We start from the raw sequence: 16,709 nt of genomic DNA, 5'->3' as shown, positions 1-16,709 counted from the left end.
CACGCCGCAGCCGGGCATAATGGATATCAAGTTGTACCAATCCGGGGCGGCCTCGATCGAGGGTGTGTCGGAGGTGGTCAAGCTGTCCTCGAACGAGAACCCCCACGGGCCGTCCAAGCGCGCGCTCGATGCGTTCCGCCAGAGCGCGGGCGCCTTGCATGTCTACCCGTCCACCGATCAGCTGTCCCTGCGGGAGGCGATTGGCGAGGTTCACGACATGGACCCGGAGCGGATCATCTGCGGGGTCGGCTCGGACGAGGTGATCTCGCTTTTGTGCTACGCCTTTGCGGGGCCTGGCGACGAGGTGCTGTATACCGAGCACGGCTTCTCGATGTACAAGATCAGCGCTTTGGCCGCGGGTGCCACGCCGGTGATCGCGCCGGAGACCGAGCGCTACGCGGATGTGGATGCGCTTTTGGCCGCCGTCACGCCTGCGACGCGGCTGGTGTTCATCGCGAACCCGAACAACCCGACCGGCACGATGATCGCCGAAGACGAAGTCGCGCGGCTGGCCGACGGTTTGCCGGAGAACTGCCTGCTGGTGCTCGACGGGGCCTATGCCGAATACGTCGAAGGATTTGATGGCGGTCGTGCGCTGATTGATGCGCGCGAGAATGTCTTCATGACCCGCACATTCTCCAAGATTTACGGGCTTGGCGGTCTGCGCATCGGCTGGGGCTACGGCCCGCAGGAGATCGTCGATGTGCTGAACCGCCTGCGCGGGCCGTTCAACCTGTCGGTGCCCGCGCTGAGCGCGGCCGAGGCGGCCGTGCGTGACGTAGGCTACACCGAATGGTGCCGGGTCGAGAACGCGCGGATGCGGGACTGGATGGAGGCGCAGCTGCGTACCATGGGCGTGCCGTGTGACGCGATGCAGGCCAATTTCGTGCTGCCGCGTTTTGCGGATGCGGCTCAGGCGGAAGCGGTCGATGCGCATCTGAAATCCAAGGGCCTGATCGTGCGCATGGTGGCAGGCTACGGCCTGCCCGAGGCGCTGCGCATCACCGTGGGATCAGAGACCGATTGCAAGCGGGTCATCGCGGCCATCAAGGAGGTGCTGTGATGGCGGTGATGTATGACCGGGTGGCAGTGATCGGGCTGGGGCTGATCGCGGGATCGCTGTTTTATGCCTCCCGCCGTGCGGGGCTTGTGGGCGAGATGGTGGGCTTTGCCCGCTCGGAGGAGACCCGTGCGGTGGCCCGCGAGATCGGGCTGTGTGACCGGATCGCCGACAGCGCGGGCGACGCGGTGGAGGACGCCGATCTGGTGCTCCTGTGCGTGCCGGTGGGCGCAATGGAGCAGGTCGCGCGCGAGATCGCGCCGCGGCTGAAGCCGGGAGCGGTCGTCTCTGACGTGGGGTCGACCAAGGGGGCGGTGATCGCCGCCGTCTCGCCGCATATGCCCAGCGGTGTGCATTTCATCCCATCCCACCCGCTGGCAGGCACCGAACAATCGGGGCCGCGGTCTGGCTTTGCGGAGCTGTTTGACAATCGCTGGTGCCTACTCACGCCCCTGCCGGGCACGGATGAGAGCGAGCTTGCGAAATACCGCGCCTATTGGGAGGCGCTCGGGTCCAATGTCGACGAGATGGACGCCGACCACCACGATCTTGTGCTTGCGGTGACGTCGCACACGCCGCACTTGATCGCCTACACGATGGTGGGCGTGGCCGATGATCTGGGCCGGGTGACCGACAGCGAGGTGGTCAAATACTCCGCCGCGGGCTTCCGGGATTTCACGCGGATCGCGGCGTCTGATCCGACCATGTGGCGCGACGTGTTCCTGTCCAACAAGGAAGCCACGCTGGAGATTCTGGGTCGGTTCACCGAGGAGCTGTTCGCGCTGCAGCGCGCCATTCGCACCGGCGACGGGGCGCATCTGCATGACTACTTCACCCGCACGCGCGCCATCCGGCGCGGGATCATCGAGGCGGGCCAAGACACCGACTCCCCGAACTTCGGGCGCAACAAGCCATGAGGGTGTGGGCGCTGATCGTGATGCTGGCGGCGGGGGCTGCGCAGGCCAACACGGCGACGTCCATCCGGCCGGTGCCACGGGAGCCTATCGCGGCAGCGCCCGTGAGCGCTGTTCCCGTGACGCCCGCGTCTCAATTGGCGCCCGGACGGTCCCTGCGCCCCGTGGAGCGGAGCGGGACAGCACCCAGAGCGCGGGGCAACACGTTCGGCAAGCAGCTGCGGCAGGCGTTTCAGGCCAAGCCGCAATCGAAGACCGAGAAAGGCTCGAAGAGGGTCGCGAAGGGCCTGCAGGGCTCTGTCTGCGGCGATCCGCTGATCCGCGGCGAGAAGATCAGCCGCATTCCCGGCAAGCTGCGCGGATGCGGACTGGACCATGGCGTCAAGGTGACCGAGGTGTCCGGCGTGACGCTGACCCAGCACGCGCGGGTTGATTGCAACACCGCCAAGGCATTGAAATCATGGGTGGAGAAGGGCGTGAAGCCCGCGGTTGGCAAGCGCGGCGGCGGGGTGAAATCGCTCAAGGTCGTGGCGCATTACAACTGCCGGACGCGCAACAACAAGCGCGGTGGGCGCATCTCCGAGCATGGCAAGGGGCGCGCGGTGGATATTGCGGCGATCAACCTCAATGACGGCTCGCAAATGACGGTCTTAAAAGGCTGGCGCAGTCGCAAGAACGGGCCTGCCCTGAAGCAAATGCACAAGGCGGCCTGCGGTCCGTTTGGCACCGTGCTGGGCCCGAATGCCGACCGCTACCATCAGGATCATTTCCACTTTGACACCGCGCGCTACCGGTCCGGGCCGTATTGCCGCTAGGCGAGCGTCGGAGCCTGCGGCGGGAAAGCTTTTCGAGCAATGAAGTCTGGTGCTGCGCGGCTTGATTAGGTCAGCGCAGGTTCAGACGCGGGGCGGTGCCAATAGGCACGGGGCCTAGGAAGATGCGCCCGTCGCGAAAGCCCAAGGGGGCGTCGAGCGAGTTTTCATTGCCCGAAAGCCGCGCCAGCAGGCCCAGCCCAAGCTCTGCGGTGCCCACAGCCTCTGGCGGGATCGCACCGGCGCGGGCGGCAAGTGCGAGCATCTCGCGCCAGTTGCGCGCGTTGATATCGATCTCACCCGTGGGCTGGCCCGCGTCGTCGACATCCAAAGCGCCTGCGGCGCGCAGCTCCAGCTCGCCCCACGTGCCGCGGGCCTGCTTGATGTTCAGGGCGGTGATGTCGGGGCGGCTGTCCTCGATCACGCGCAGATCGAGCGGGCGGGCGAAGCCCACCTCCGTGTCCAGTCGCAGGCCCTCGATCACGTCGGGCAGGGTGCCCCCGGCGTCGAGCAGGTCCCGAACCCGCGCGCCCGGCGAGACCGTGTCGGCCCGCACAGCGATGTCATAGGTCATGGGTTTGCCCACGGTTTCCCGGATCGCGGCGTTCAGCACATCGGCGCTGGCCTGCCAGCCTTCGGTCGAGACCAGATTCAGCCCCTCTACCACCATTGTGGCCTGTGCAAGCTCCAGTTGGGCGGAGGGCTGCACCTTCAGCGAAGCCTCCATCGTGGAGCTGGTCACGGTGACCTTCTGGAAGGGCGTGGCGAGCACCTGTTCGTTTGGCCAGACCGCGATCAGGTGGTTGGGCTGGTAGCTGAGCGCGAAGAACTGGAAGAAGGGCGCCTGCCAGCTGAGCCCGGTGTCCGGGTCGGTGAGCTGCAAATCGGTGATCGTGGTGTCGAAGCGATTGGGGAAGCCGCGCACGGACAGGTCGGCATATTCGACCTGCCAGCCCTCGGCGCGGCGGTTCTCCAGCCAGGTCTCGGTGGCGCGCTGCGATGCGCTGGCCCCGAACACCCAGTACCCCGCCCAGGCCGTGGCGGCGACGACGACAACGATCAGCAATTTGCGCATGGGTTTTGTCCTTTTCCAGCGGGCCGCGATGCTGTTTACAGGCGCAAACGAGGAAGGACCAGACGGATGAGCGATACGCCCTTGTGGGTCTTCGGCTACGGATCGCTGATGTGGAACCCCGGGTTTGACCCGGCCGAGCAGGTGCTGGCGCGGCTGGGCGGCTTCCACCGGTCGTTTTGCATGTGGTCGATCCATCACCGCGGCTCCGAGCAGGAGCCGGGCCTGGTGCTGGCGCTCGATGAGGCCGACACCCATTGCGAGGGCGTGGCGATGCGGGTGCATGACGCCGAGCGTGACGCGGTGCTGGCCTACCTGCGCGAGCGCGAGCTGATCTCCGCGGCCTATGTCGAGCAGACCCATGATCTGGACCTGCGCGACGGGCGGCGGGTGCCGGGGCTGTGCTACGTCATCCAGCGCGATCACGTGCAGTATTGCGGCGGGATGGAGCTGGAGCGTCAGGCGCAGGTGATCGCGCAGGCCGTGGGCGGGCGCGGGCCGAACACCGAGTATCTCTACAACACGTATGCGCAGCTCGAAGCCTTCGGGATCGAGGACGCGGATATGGATTGGCTCGTCGCCCGGGTGCGCGAACTCACGAGTTAGTTTCCGCTTTAAAAACTTGGGCCTTGGCCGTAAGCTCTGGCGCAATCAAAAAGAAGACCGAGCTAAGCAGAGGCCCTCTTCATGGACACCCAGACGGCGCAGGCGCGCGCGCAGCAGTTCACCCAGCCGGTGCGCCAGATCGTGCTGATGCTGATCATCCTTGGGCTGGTGGTCTTCGGGGCCTATCTGATCTACCCCGCCGTCGCGCCGGTTTTCCTCGCCTCGCCCTTCCTCAATGGGGTGATCATGGCGGTCTTCGTCTTCGGGGTGCTGGCCTGTTTCTGGCAGGTGCTGCAGCTGATCTCGTCGGTGTCGTGGATCGAAAGCTACACCTCCGAGCGGGCCGATCACGACGAGTTCCGGGCGCCGCGCCTTTTGGCCTCGCTGGCGGCCCTGCTGCGCTCGCGGGGGGCGCGGATGCAGATCAGCTCCGGCTCGGCGCGCACGATCCTCGACTCGGTCGCAACCCGTATGGACGAGGCCCGCGATATCACGCGCTACATCGTCAACCTGTTGATTTTCCTTGGCCTTCTCGGCACGTTCTACGGACTTGCCACGACCATCCCCGGGGTGGTCGACACGATCCGATCGCTGAACGTCGAAGAGGGCGAAAGCGGCGCGCAGGTCTTTGGCCAGCTGATGGACGGGCTGGAAGACCAACTGGCGGGCATGGGCACGGCGTTCGCGTCGTCGCTTCTGGGGCTCGCCGGCTCGCTCGTGGTGGGCTTGCTGGAGCTCTTTGCCGGACACGGGCAGAACCGCTTCTACCGCGAGATGGAGGAGTGGCTGTCGACGATCACGCGCGTGGGCTTCTCGTCCGGCGATGGCGAAGGGGGCGGCGCGTTCGATCAAGGGGTCGTCGCGACCGTGCTCGACCATATGGTCGAGCAGATCGACAGCCTGCAGGGGCTGTTCATGCAGGGCGAAGTGGCCCGGGCCGGGACGGGCGAGAAGTTAGATGCGCTGACCGACAGCGTGCAGCAGCTGACCGGGCGGCTTGATACCACGCTGGACCCCACGGATGCGCTCAATCGGGTCGCCGACGGGCAGGAGCTATTGCTGGAACAGCTGGCCGAGCGCGCGGACAGTGACGGTATCGACGCCGAAAGCCGGATGCGCCTTCGCTCGATCGATGTGCAGCTCCTGAAGATCCTCGAAGAAATGTCGGCGGGCCGGCAAGAAAGCCTCGCCCAGCTGCACAAGGACCTCGCGCAGGTGACGCAGGCCGTGCGCCAGCTGACCCGGGAGCGACGCCCGCTCACGCCCACCCGTCGCCCCGCCACCGACCGGGATCAGGAGGGCTAGACCATGGCCCTGAGCCGTCGCACCGGCAAGCGTTTCGAGGCCAATATCTGGCCCGGTTTCGTCGACGCGATGACGGCGCTGTTGCTGGTGCTGGTCTTCGTGCTGTCGATCTTCATGATCGTGCAATTCATGCTGGGCGAGACCATCGCGTCGCAGGACAGCGAGCTGGACGAGCTGTCGGGGCAGGTTCTGTCGCTGGCCGAGGCACTGGGGCTGGAGCAGCAGCGCAATTTCGGGCTGGAAGAGCAAGTCGAGGCGCTGAACACCGAGACCACCGCGCAGGCCTCGCTCATCGCCTCGCTGAGCGCGCAAAATGACGCCCAGGCGGGCCGGATCGCCAGTTTCGAGGAACAGGTCGCGGGGCTCTTGCGCGACCGCGAAGGGCTGCGTGGACAGCTCGCCGCGCTTTCGGGCGATTTGGAAAGCTCGCAGGAACAGGTCGCCGGTCTGACCGCCCGGATCGAGGATATCGAGGCCGGGCTCGCGCGCGAAATCTCCGAAAAGGAGGCGGCGCAATTGGCCCTGGCATCGGCCCGCGACGAAATCGACGAGACGCAGGAAGCCGCCCGTCTGGCGGCCGCGCGCAGTGAGGCGTTGCGGGCCCTCGTGGCTGATCTGGAGGCCAAAAATACCGAGCAGGCCGAGGCGATCAGCGCAGCGGAGGCCAAAAACGCCGAGCAGGCCGAGGCCATCAGCGCGGCGGAGGCCGCCCGATTGGTGGATGCCGCCGCCGCGGAAGCGCTGCGCGAACGATTGCAAAATGCCGATGCCGAGCTGACCGCGATGACGCTGAGCCTGGAGGCACAGCGCAAGGAGGCTGAAGAGACGCTGACCCTGCTGGCCGCTGCGCGGGCGGCGCAGGAGAGCTTGCGCGAAGAATTGGCGGCATCGCGCGATCAGACGCTGACACTGGACGAACAGCTCGCCGCCGCGCTGGCGGCACAGACCCGGACCAGCGCCAATCTGGAAGAGGCCAGCGCCGCGGAGCGCGCCCTGCGCGAGCGGCTGGAAGCGGCGCTCGCCGCGCGTGAGACAACGGGTGAGACCCTGCAGCAAACCGAGGCCGAGCGCGACGCCCTGCGCCAGCAACTGATCGCGGCGCTCGCAGCCAAGGCCGCGGCGGATGCGCAGGGTGAGGAGGCCTTGAGCGCCGCCGAACAACGCGCAATCCTGCTGCAGACCGCGCGGGCGGAACTCAGCGAGGAGCGCGCGCTGAACGTTGAGAGCCAGCGGCAGGTGGAGGCGTTGAATCAACAGGTGGCGGCGCTGCGCACGCAACTCGGCTCGCTGCAGGCCATTCTCGACGACACCGACGCGCGGCGCGAGGCGGCCAATGTCGAGGTGCAAAACCTCGGGACGGAGCTGAACGCGGCACTGGCGCAAGTGGCGTCCGAGCAGCGCGCGCGGGCACGTCTGGAAGAAGCCGAGCGGCTGCGCCTTGAAGCGGAAGCGGCGGAGTTGAAGAACTACCGCTCCGAGTTTTTTGGCCAGCTGCGCGCGCTGCTGGGCGATCAGGAAGGCATCCGCATCGAGGGCGACCGCTTCGTGTTCTCGTCCGAGGTGCTGTTCCAGCCCGCCCAAGCGGAGCTGTCACCCGAAGGGCGTCAGGAAATCGCCAAGGTCGCGGCATTGCTGAACCAGGTTGCGGGCGACATTCCGGAGACGCTTGATTGGGTCATCCGGGTGGACGGGCACACCGACAATCTGCCGCTCTCGGGGCGCGGCGAATTCGCCGACAATTGGGAGCTGAGCCAGGCCCGCGCCCTGTCGGTGGTGCGCTTCATGTCGGAAAGCCTTGGCGTGCCGCCGGAGCGGCTGGCGGCCAACGGTTTCGGGGAATATCAGCCCATCAATCCCGCCGACACGCCTGAGGCGCGGGCGCAGAACCGCCGGATCGAGCTGAAACTCACCGAGCGATAGTGACGCTCAGCACCTCTTCGCCCAAGACTGCATCGCCGCGCATCAGCGTGATGCGCCCCTTGTAGCTGCCCGATGCCCAGCCTTCGGGCGGCTTGCGGCGGCCAGAGGCGCGGAACAGCTGGGCCTGGGATTTGTCAAACTCGACCTCCTGCTCGTGGCTCCAGCCCATGGGCCCGTCGATGCGAAACCGCATTCTGTCGCCCTCTTGCGTGCCGAAGGCGAAGCCCCACATCACGAGGGCGCCCGCGTCTGCGGGCAGGGTCGGAGGGCTCGCAAGCCCGGCCTTGATCGCGTCGAATTCGGGGATGTCGCTGGCAAAGCCCGCCTGCATCAGCCCGCCGCCGACATACTCCGGCGTGTCGGCCCAGAGGCTGTCATCGGAAGGTCCGCAGGCAGCGCGCGGTTCCGGCGCGAAGGGGTCGACGACCTTTCCGGCGCGCCGGATCGACATGTGGATATGCGGAAACTCGGTGCGCCCGCTCAGGCCCACCTCGCCCAGCGTCGCGCCGGCGGCGACCTTTTCGCCGTTGCTGACCGACAGTGAGCCGTTCTTCATGTGGCAATACTGGGTCTCCCAGCCGTCGCCGTGGTCTATGACCAGCCCGTTGCCGCAATCGCGCCCCTCAAGATCGGGGGCGTTCGGCGCGGTGGAGGCGATGTCGGCCATGCCGTCCCGGGTGGCGGTCACAGTGCCCGCTGCGGCGGCGAGCACAGCGACGCCCGCCTCCATATCCGCCAAAGAGATCAGCCGCACGTCGGTACCTTTGTGCCCGTCATAGCTAAGCGGGCCGCAGGTGAAATCGCGATGCGCGGCGGAGGGATCGGTGTCGACGTAGTTCTGGATGAAACAGGTCTCGCCCAGCTCGCAATCTATCGGCAGCTGAAACGATGGCGCCTCCGCAAGCACGGGGCTCGCGAAGGCGCTGATCATTATGGCCTGCAGGGCCCGCCGCATTAGTCCGCGGTCAGCAGCGGCGGCTTTTTCTTCGACGTGATTTGCGCGGCCTCGGGTTCCAGAATGGTAAGATGGATCTCGCCCTTCTTGACGCCAACCTTGACCACACCGCCCTTGGCGAGCTTGCCGAACAGCAGTTCTTCCGCCAGAGGCTTCTTGATCTGCTCCTGGATCACGCGGCCCAGCGGGCGCGCGCCCATTTTGTCGTCATAGCCCTTCTCGCCCAACCACTCGGCGGCGGCAGGGGTCAGCTCGAACGTCACGTTGCGATCCATGAGCTGCGCCTCAAGCTGAAGTACGAACTTTTCGACCACGCGCGTGATGATCTTCTTGCTCAGCGGCGCAAAGCTGATCACGGCGTCCAGGCGGTTGCGGAATTCCGGCGTGAACGTGCGTTCAATTGCTGCCGTATCCTCGCCCTCGCGGCGGTCACGGCCAAAGCCGATGGCCGATTTGGACATCTCCATCGCGCCCGCGTTCGACGTCATGATCAAGATCACGTTGCGGAAGTCGACGGTGCGGCCGTTATGGTCGGTCAGCTTGCCGTTATCCATCACCTGCAGCAGGATGTTGTAGACGTCCGGGTGTGCCTTTTCCATCTCGTCGAGCAGCAGCACGCAGTGCGGATGCTGGTCGACCTGATCGGTCAGCATGCCGCCCTGATCGAAGCCGACATAGCCCGGGGGCGCGCCGATCAGGCGAGAGACCGCGTGCTTTTCCATGTATTCCGACATGTCGAAGCGCAGCAGCTCCACGCCCAGGGTGGACGCCAACTGCTTGGCGACTTCCGTTTTGCCGACCCCGGTAGGGCCTGCGAACAGGTAGTTGCCAATGGGCTTCTCGGGCTCGCGCAGTCCGGCGCGGGCCAGCTTGATGGCCGAGGACAAGGCCTCGATAGCGCTGTCCTGGCCGAACACCACGCGCTTGAGCGCCTTCTCGAGGTCCTTGAGCACCTCCGCATCGTCCTTGGAGACGTTTTTCGGCGGAATGCGGGCGATCTTGGCCACGACCGTCTCGATCTCCTTGGCGCCGATGGTTTTGCGCCGCTTGCTTTCGGCGACCAGATGCTGCGCCGCGCCGGCCTCGTCGATCACGTCGATGGCCTTGTCGGGCAGCTTGCGGTCATGGATGTAGCGCGCGGACAGCTCGACGGCGGATTTGATCGCGTCGGAGGTGTACTTGATGTCGTGATGCTCCTCGAAATAGGGCTTCAGGCCCTTGAGGATCTTCACGGCGTCATCCACCGACGGCTCGTTGACGTCGATCTTCTGGAACCGGCGGCTCAGCGCGCGGTCCTTTTCGAAATGCTGGCGGAACTCCTTGTAGGTGGTCGAGCCCATGCAGCGCAGCTTGCCGCCTTGAAGCGCGGGCTTCAGAAGGTTCGACGCATCCATCGCGCCGCCAGAGGTCGCACCGGCACCGATCACGGTGTGAATCTCGTCAATGAACAGCACCGCATCGGGATGCTCTTCCATCTCGGTCATAACGGCTTTCAGGCGCTCTTCGAAATCGCCGCGATAGCGCGTGCCTGCAAGAAGCGCGCCCATGTCGAGCGAGAAGATCGTGGCACCGGCCAGAACGTCGGGCGTCTCGCCCGCGACGATCTTGTGGGCGAGACCTTCGGCGATGGCGGTCTTGCCCACGCCGGGATCGCCCACCAGAAGCGGGTTGTTCTTGCGGCGGCGGCACAGCACCTGAATGCAGCGCTCAACCTCGTCGGAGCGCCCGATCAGCGGGTCGACGTCGCCCTTGGCCGATTTGGCGTTCAGGTCGACGCAGTATTTATCAAGCGCGCTTTCCTTGGCCTCACCTTCCTCGGTCGTGTTCTCGCCGCTGGTGCTTTCTTCGAACTCGGAGGCGCCGGTGATCGGGCGCGCTTCGCCGAAGGACGAATCCTTGGCCACGCCGTGGGCGATAAAGTTGACCGCGTCGTAGCGGGTCATGTCCTGCTCTTGCAGGAAGAAGGCGGCGTTGCTTTCACGCTCGGCGAAGATGGCGACCAGTACATTGGCGCCCGTCACCTCGGTGCGGCCGGAGGATTGAACGTGGATCGCGGCGCGCTGGATGACGCGCTGGAACGCGGCGGTCGGAACCGCCTCCGATCCTTCGACATCGGTGACCAACGTGGACAGCTCATCTTCGATGAACTCGCGCAGCGTGGTGCGCAGCACTTCCAGATCGACGCCGCAGGCCTGCATGACTTTGGCGGCGTCCGGCTCGTCGGTCAGGGCGAGCAGGAGGTGCTCCAGCGTGGCGAGCTCATGGCGATGGGAATTCGCCTGCGCCAGCGCGGAATGAATTGCTTTTTCGAGAGTGTCAGAGAATGACGGCACCCTATGCTCCTTTTTATCGAGGGCAGACCCGGGTCGAGGTCCCGGTCTCTACCATTGCCTCTTAGGTCTTACAGTTCGGTTTAAATCGGCTGGCTTCAAGTCTTTTCTTGTCACATTTGCCGTGATCTGACGGAAATGCTTCAGGTTTGGGCAATATCGCCGCCGACCCGTTAACTTTCAGGTAAGCCGCATGGCCCCCTTTGCAAGGGAGGCCCGGCATGGCTATCTGGGGGCCAAGCCGCAAGGGGCGCGCCATGCATCTCGATGTCCAGGATCTCAAGAAGTTCTACTACCGCACCGGCCTGGGCCGGGTGGCGCAGCGCGCGGTGCGCGATCAGCTACGTGACCTTTGGCCCAACTCCAAGGGGCAGACGGTGGCAGGCTATGGCTTCGCCGCGCCGCTGCTGCGCCCCTTCATAGGGGACGCGCGCCGGGTGGTAGCCCTGATGCCGGGTCCCCAGGGCGTCATGCACTGGCCCGCCGGACAGGACAACATGTCGGTGCTGTGCGAAGAGACGATCTGGCCGCTTCAGACCGGTCAAGTGGACAAGCTTGTGCTTATGCACGGGCTCGAGACATCCGAGAATCCATCCGCCCTGCTGGACGAGTGTTTTCGCGTGCTGGGCCCCGGGGGGCGGGTGATGTTCGTGGTGCCCAACCGCGCGGGCCTGTGGGCGCGGCGCGACGTGACACCCTTTGGCTACGGGCGGCCCTATTCGCTGACCCAGCTGGAGGCGCAGCTCAAGCGCCACTCGTTCACGCCGGAGCGGCACGCGGCGGTTCTGTTCACGCCGCCCAGCCAGCGCAAGGTCTGGCTGAAATGGGCCAACACCTTCGAGGGCTTCGGGCGGCGGGTCTCGTCCTACCTTGCGGGGGGCGTGCTGATGGTGGAGGCCAGCAAGCAGGTTTATGCGCCCAAGAAGAAGGGTTTGGGCGTGGATGTGCGCGCGCCTTTGCGGGTCCTGGAGGGCGCGCGGCCCAAGCCAGTGGCGGGGCGCGATGCCAGCCCCCAGAGGTGACTCGCGCAGGTTTTGTCCCCCCGCTGCGCGCATTTTGTCGCGTGAAAGTCGCACAGATTGTCGCAGAGCGGGCAGTTTTCCATAAAAAGAAGGGCTGCGACCCAGGCGCACTATTATCTGCTTCCTAGTTGCGGTGGGGTGATCGCTTTGCTACATCACCGCTGATTTTGAGGGCTGCGGGTACGCGGCCCTTACTTGCAACGGCAAAGCTGATCCGCGCCACCGAGGCGTCGGGCTCAGCCTACAACCGGAAGGGTGGACGTGTCCGAACCAGTCTCGATCTCCCAAGGCATCGCTGCGCGCTACGCGACTGCCGTGTTCGAATTGTCCAAAGAGGACAAGAAACTCAAACAGCTCGAGGCCGACGTCGACACGTTGGATGCCGCGCTGAAGGACAGCGCGGATTTCCGTGACCTGATTTCCTCGCCGCTGTATTCGCGCGAGCAGCAGGCCGGCGCCATCGAGGCGATCGCCGACAAGATGAAGCTGACGCCGACCATCGCCAACACCTTGTCGCTGATGGCCAACAAGCGCCGCCTCTTCGTGCTGCCGCAGCTCTTGGGCGCGCTGCGCGGGCTGATCGCCGACGAGAAAGGCGAGGTTACCGCGGATGTCACCGCCGCCAAGGCCCTGACCAAGGCGCAACAGGACAAGCTTGCCAAGTCGCTGAAAGCCAGCGTCGGCAAGGATGTGAAAATCAACATGGCCGTAGATGAAAGCCTCATCGGCGGCCTTATCGTTAAGGTGGGCTCCAAGATGATCGACACGTCGATCCGCTCGAAGCTCTCCTCCCTCCAGAATTCCATGAAAGAGGTCGGGTAAATGGCTATCGAAGCTGCAGAAATCTCTGCGATCCTGAAGGACCAGATCAAGAACTTCGGCAAAGAAGTTGAAGTGGCCGAGGTTGGCCGGGTGCTGAGCGTGGGCGACGGGATCGCCCGGGTGTACGGCCTCGACAACTGCCAGGCCGGCGAGATGGTCGAATTCCCCGGCGGCATCCAGGGCATGGCCCTGAACCTCGAGAATGACAACGTGGGCGTCGTGATCTTCGGCTCCGACCGCGACATCAAGGAAGGCGACACCGTCAAGCGCACCAACTCCATCGTGGACGTGCCCGCGGGCGACGCCCTGCTGGGCCGCGTTGTCGACGGTCTGGGCAACCCGCTGGACGGCAAGGGCCCGATCGAGGCGACCGAGCGCCGCGTGGCCGACGTCAAAGCCCCGGGCATCATCCCGCGTAAATCGGTGCACGAGCCGATGGCGACCGGCCTGAAGGCCGTGGACTCGATGATCCCGATCGGCCGTGGTCAGCGCGAGCTGGTCATTGGTGACCGTCAGACCGGCAAGACCGCCGTGGCGCTGGACGCGATCCTGAACCAGAAATCCTACAACGATGCGGCCACCGACGAGAGCGGCAAGCTCTACTGTGTCTACGTCGCCATCGGCCAGAAGCGCTCCACCGTGGCGCAGCTGGTGAAAAAGCTCGAAGAGACCGGCGCGATCGAGTACTCGATCGTCGTGGCCGCTACCGCGTCCGACCCGGCACCGATGCAGTTCCTGGCACCCTACGCCGCGACCGCCATGGCCGAGTATTTCCGCGACAACGGCCGCCATGCGCTGATTGTGTATGATGACCTGTCCAAGCAGGCCGTGTCGTATCGTCAGATGTCGCTGTTGCTGCGTCGCCCGCCCGGGCGTGAAGCCTATCCCGGCGACGTGTTCTACCTGCACTCCCGCCTGCTGGAGCGCTCCTGCAAGCTCAATGAGGACAACGGCTCCGGCTCGCTGACCGCGCTGCCGATTATCGAAACCCAGGGCGGCGACGTGTCGGCCTTTATTCCGACCAACGTGATCTCGATCACCGACGGCCAGATCTTCCTCGAAACCGAGCTGTTCTACCAGGGCATCCGCCCCGCCGTGAACACCGGTCTGTCAGTGTCGCGTGTGGGCTCGTCTGCCCAGACCAACTCGATGAAATCGGTCGCAGGCCCGGTGAAGCTGGAGCTGGCGCAGTACCGCGAAATGGCGGCCTTTGCGCAGTTCGGCTCTGATCTGGATGCTGCCACCCAGCAGCTGCTGAACCGTGGTGCCCGCCTGACCGAGCTGATGAAGCAGCCGCAATATGCGCCGCTGACCAACGCCGAGATCGTCTGCGTGATCTACGCAGGCACCAAAGGCTACCTGGACAAGCTGCCCGTGGGCGATGTGGGCCGGTTCGAAAAGGGCCTGCTGGCGCATCTGCGCGGCAAGGCGTCCGACGTGCTGGACTTCATCACCAAGGAAGACCCCAAGGTGAAGGGCGAGGCAGAGGACAAGATCAAGGCTGCTATCGACGCATTCGCCAAAGACTTCGCGTAAGGGAGGCAGAGGCAGATGCCAAACCTCAAGGACCTGAAAAACCGGATCGCGTCGGTCAAATCGACCCGCAAGATCACGAAGGCGATGCAGATGGTCGCCGCCGCAAAGCTGCGCCGTGCGCAGGAAGCGGCGGAGGCCGGTCGGCCCTATGCCGAGCGGTTCAACGCGGTGATGGGCCAGCTGGCCGCATCGGTCGGCACGTCCGACAGCGCGCCGAAGCTGCTCAGCGGGACCGGGTCGGACCAGACCCATCTGCTGATCGTCATGACCGCCGAGCGTGGTCTGTGCGGCGGCTTCAACGGCAACATCGCGAAGCTTGCCCGCTATCAGGCGGAGAAGCTGCTCAAGGACGGCAAGACGGTCAAGATCCTGACCGTGGGCAAGAAAGGCCGTGAGGTCCTGAAGCGGGACCTGGCCGATCACTTCATCGGCCACGTTGACCTCTCTGAGGTCAAGCGCATCGGCTACGAGGATGCCTCGAAGATCGCGCAGGACGTTCTGACTCGCTTCGACGAGGGCGAGTTCGACGTCGCGAAGCTGTACTTCTCGGAATTCGAGAGCGTGATCAGCCAGAAGCCGAAGGAGCTGCAGATCATCCCGGCGCAGTTCGACGCCCCCGAAGAGGGTGACGACACCGGCGTGGTCTACGACTACGAGCCCGGCGAAGAGGAAATCCTGGCCGACCTGCTGCCCCGCGCAGTGGCGACGCAGATCTTCTCGGCGCTGCTGGAGAATGGCGCGGGCGAGCAGGGCGCGCGGATGTCCGCGATGGACAACGCAACCCGCAACGCTGGCGAAATGATCGACAAGCTGACCATCGAGTTCAACCGGACCCGCCAGGCTGTCATCACCAACGAGCTGATTGAAATTATTTCGGGCGCGGAAGCGCTCTAGACCCGGAGAAACCACTATGGCCAAAGCAAACGGCAAGATCACACAGGTCATCGGCGCTGTTGTCGACGTGCAGTTCGATGACCAGCTGCCCGAGATCCTCAACGCGCTTGAGACCGACAACAACGGCACCACCCTGATCCTCGAGGTCGCGCAGCACCTGGGCGAGAACACCGTGCGTGCCATCGCCATGGACTCCACCGAGGGTCTGGTGCGCGGCGCCCCCGTGACCGACATGGGCGAACCGATCTCGGTTCCCGTGGGCAAAGGCACACTGGGCCGCATCCTGAACGTCGTTGGCGCGCCCGTCGACGAAGGTGGCCCGGTTGACGCAACCGAGCGCCGCGCCATCCACGGCGACGCGCCCGACTTTGCAGACCAGTCCACCGAGTCGGAAATTCTGACCACCGGCATCAAGGTCATCGACCTGCTGGCCCCCTACACCAAGGGCGGCAAGATCGGCCTGTTTGGCGGTGCCGGCGTGGGCAAGACGGTTCTGATCATGGAGCTGATCAACAACATCGCGAAGGTGCACTCCGGTGTGTCCGTGTTCGCGGGTGTGGGGGAGCGGACCCGTGAGGGCAACGACCTGTATCACGAGATGATCGAATCCGGCGTTATCGTGCCCGACAACCTGGAAGAGTCGAAAATTGCGCTGGTCTACGGCCAGATGAACGAGCCTCCCGGTGCGCGTATGCGTGTGGCGCTCTCCGGCCTGACCCTGGCCGAGCAGTTCCGCGACGATACCGGCGCAGACGTGCTGTTCTTCGTGGACAACATCTTCCGCTTCACGCAGGCTGGCTCCGAGGTGTCCGCGCTTCTGGGTCGTATCCCCTCCGCTGTGGGCTACCAGCCGACGCTGGCCACCGACATGGGCGCGATGCAGGAACGCATCACCTCGACCAAGTCGGGCTCGATCACCTCGGTGCAGGCCGTGTATGTGCCTGCGGACGACCTGACCGACCCCGCACCGGCCACCTCGTTTGCCCACCTAGACGCGACAACCGTTCTGGACCGTGCGATTTCCGAGAAGGGTATCTACCCGGCTGTGGACCCGCTGGGCTCTACCTCGCGCCTGCTGGACCCGCTGATCATCGGCGAAGAGCACTACAAAGTGGCGACCGATGTGCAGCAGATCCTGCAGCGCTACAAGTCGCTGCAAGACATCATCGCCATCCTTGGCATGGACGAGCTGTCCGAGGACGACAAGATGACTGTGACCCGCGCCCGCAAGATCGAGCGCTTCCTGTCGCAGCCGTTCGACGTGGCGAAGGTCTTCACCGGCGCCGACGGCAAGCAGGTTCCGCTGGAAGAGACGATCGCGTCGTTCAAGGCCGTTGTGGCTGGCGAGTATGACCACCTGCCCGAAGGCGCCTTCTACATGGTTGGCGGCATCGACGAGGTGATCGCCAAAGCCGAGAAGATGGCCGCTGACGCCGCTTAGGCGCAAACTCAAGGAGGCCT

14 protein-coding genes are annotated in these 16,709 nt (G+C 65.0%); 11 read left to right on the top strand and 3 right to left on the bottom strand.

Annotated elements, in window-relative coordinates:
- Positions 1-19: 19 nt before the first annotated feature.
- From hisC to C8N43_RS08300, 3 genes are read left to right on the top strand one after another with little or no spacing between them, the layout of a single operon-like run.
- Entirely contained in the window at positions 20-1,063 is a 1,044-nt protein-coding gene (gene hisC, locus C8N43_RS08310; protein WP_245912950.1) for a histidinol-phosphate transaminase, read from the top strand.
- Positions 1,063-1,977: a prephenate/arogenate dehydrogenase family protein gene (locus C8N43_RS08305; protein WP_107845150.1), complete on the top strand. Its 915-nt coding sequence runs from the start codon at positions 1,063-1,065 to the stop codon at positions 1,975-1,977. Before hisC ends, C8N43_RS08305 begins: the two co-directional genes overlap by 1 nt.
- Positions 1,974-2,789, top strand: a complete 816-nt coding sequence (locus tag C8N43_RS08300; RefSeq protein WP_107845149.1) for an extensin-like domain-containing protein — start codon at positions 1,974-1,976, stop codon at positions 2,787-2,789. The genes C8N43_RS08305 and C8N43_RS08300 overlap by 4 nt, the downstream gene beginning before the upstream one ends.
- A 70-nt stretch (positions 2,790-2,859) precedes the next feature.
- Here C8N43_RS08300 and C8N43_RS08295 read toward each other — a convergent pair whose 3' ends face one another.
- Positions 2,860-3,861 carry a DUF2125 domain-containing protein gene (locus tag C8N43_RS08295; protein WP_107845148.1) on the bottom strand — a complete coding sequence of 334 codons (1,002 nt, stop codon included), beginning with the start codon at positions 3,859-3,861 and terminating at the stop codon, positions 2,860-2,862.
- 66 nt (positions 3,862-3,927) lie between these two features.
- On the opposite strand from C8N43_RS08295, the gene C8N43_RS08290 reads away from it, so the two are divergent.
- From C8N43_RS08290 to C8N43_RS08280, 3 genes are all read left to right on the top strand, one after another.
- The gene (locus C8N43_RS08290; protein ID WP_107845147.1) at positions 3,928-4,464 is read left to right on the top strand and encodes a gamma-glutamylcyclotransferase; all 537 of its coding nucleotides are present in this window, start codon (positions 3,928-3,930) and stop codon (positions 4,462-4,464) included.
- 81 nt (positions 4,465-4,545) lie between these two features.
- Positions 4,546-5,769 (top strand): biopolymer transporter ExbB, encoded by a 1,224-nt coding sequence (locus C8N43_RS08285; protein ID WP_107845146.1) that lies wholly within the window; start codon positions 4,546-4,548, stop codon positions 5,767-5,769.
- A gap of 3 nt (positions 5,770-5,772) precedes the next feature.
- Complete coding sequence (locus tag C8N43_RS08280) at positions 5,773-7,689, top strand: peptidoglycan -binding protein (protein ID WP_107845145.1); 1,917 nt, start codon at positions 5,773-5,775, stop codon at positions 7,687-7,689.
- Here C8N43_RS08280 and C8N43_RS08275 read toward each other — a convergent pair.
- Together C8N43_RS08275 and clpA are read right to left on the bottom strand one after the other, a co-directional pair.
- The gene (locus C8N43_RS08275; RefSeq protein ID WP_245912948.1) at positions 7,676-8,620 is read right to left on the bottom strand and encodes a M23 family metallopeptidase; all 945 of its coding nucleotides are present in this window, start codon (positions 8,618-8,620) and stop codon (positions 7,676-7,678) included. The two genes, C8N43_RS08280 and C8N43_RS08275, sit on opposite strands and share 14 nt — an antisense overlap.
- A 23-nt stretch (positions 8,621-8,643) precedes the next feature.
- A complete protein-coding gene (gene clpA / locus C8N43_RS08270; RefSeq protein WP_107845143.1) occupies positions 8,644-10,977 on the bottom strand; it encodes an ATP-dependent Clp protease ATP-binding subunit ClpA in 2,334 nt (777 codons plus the stop codon).
- A 254-nt stretch (positions 10,978-11,231) separates the two neighbouring features.
- Here clpA and C8N43_RS08265 point away from each other — a divergent pair, with 254 nt between their 5' ends.
- From C8N43_RS08265 to atpD, 5 genes are all read left to right on the top strand, one after another.
- Positions 11,232-11,996, top strand: a complete 765-nt coding sequence (locus C8N43_RS08265; protein WP_107846296.1) for a methyltransferase domain-containing protein — start codon at positions 11,232-11,234, stop codon at positions 11,994-11,996.
- A 261-nt stretch (positions 11,997-12,257) separates the two neighbouring features.
- Positions 12,258-12,818, top strand: a complete 561-nt coding sequence (locus C8N43_RS08260) for a F0F1 ATP synthase subunit delta (RefSeq protein WP_107846295.1) — start codon at positions 12,258-12,260, stop codon at positions 12,816-12,818.
- Positions 12,819-14,354, top strand: coding sequence for a F0F1 ATP synthase subunit alpha (gene atpA / locus C8N43_RS08255; RefSeq protein WP_107845142.1), 1,536 nt, complete (start codon positions 12,819-12,821; stop codon positions 14,352-14,354).
- Positions 14,355-14,369: 15 nt separating this feature from the next.
- The gene (locus C8N43_RS08250) at positions 14,370-15,248 is read left to right on the top strand and encodes a F0F1 ATP synthase subunit gamma (protein ID WP_107845141.1); all 879 of its coding nucleotides are present in this window, start codon (positions 14,370-14,372) and stop codon (positions 15,246-15,248) included.
- A gap of 16 nt (positions 15,249-15,264) precedes the next feature.
- Entirely contained in the window at positions 15,265-16,689 is a 1,425-nt protein-coding gene (gene atpD / locus C8N43_RS08245; RefSeq protein ID WP_107845140.1) for a F0F1 ATP synthase subunit beta, read from the top strand.
- Positions 16,690-16,709 lie beyond the last annotated feature (20 nt).

It is taken from the genome of Litoreibacter ponti (genome assembly GCF_003054285.1).
GTDB lineage: Bacteria > Pseudomonadota > Alphaproteobacteria > Rhodobacterales > Rhodobacteraceae > Litoreibacter > Litoreibacter ponti.
This window is presented reverse-complemented; position numbering and strand designations above follow the sequence as displayed.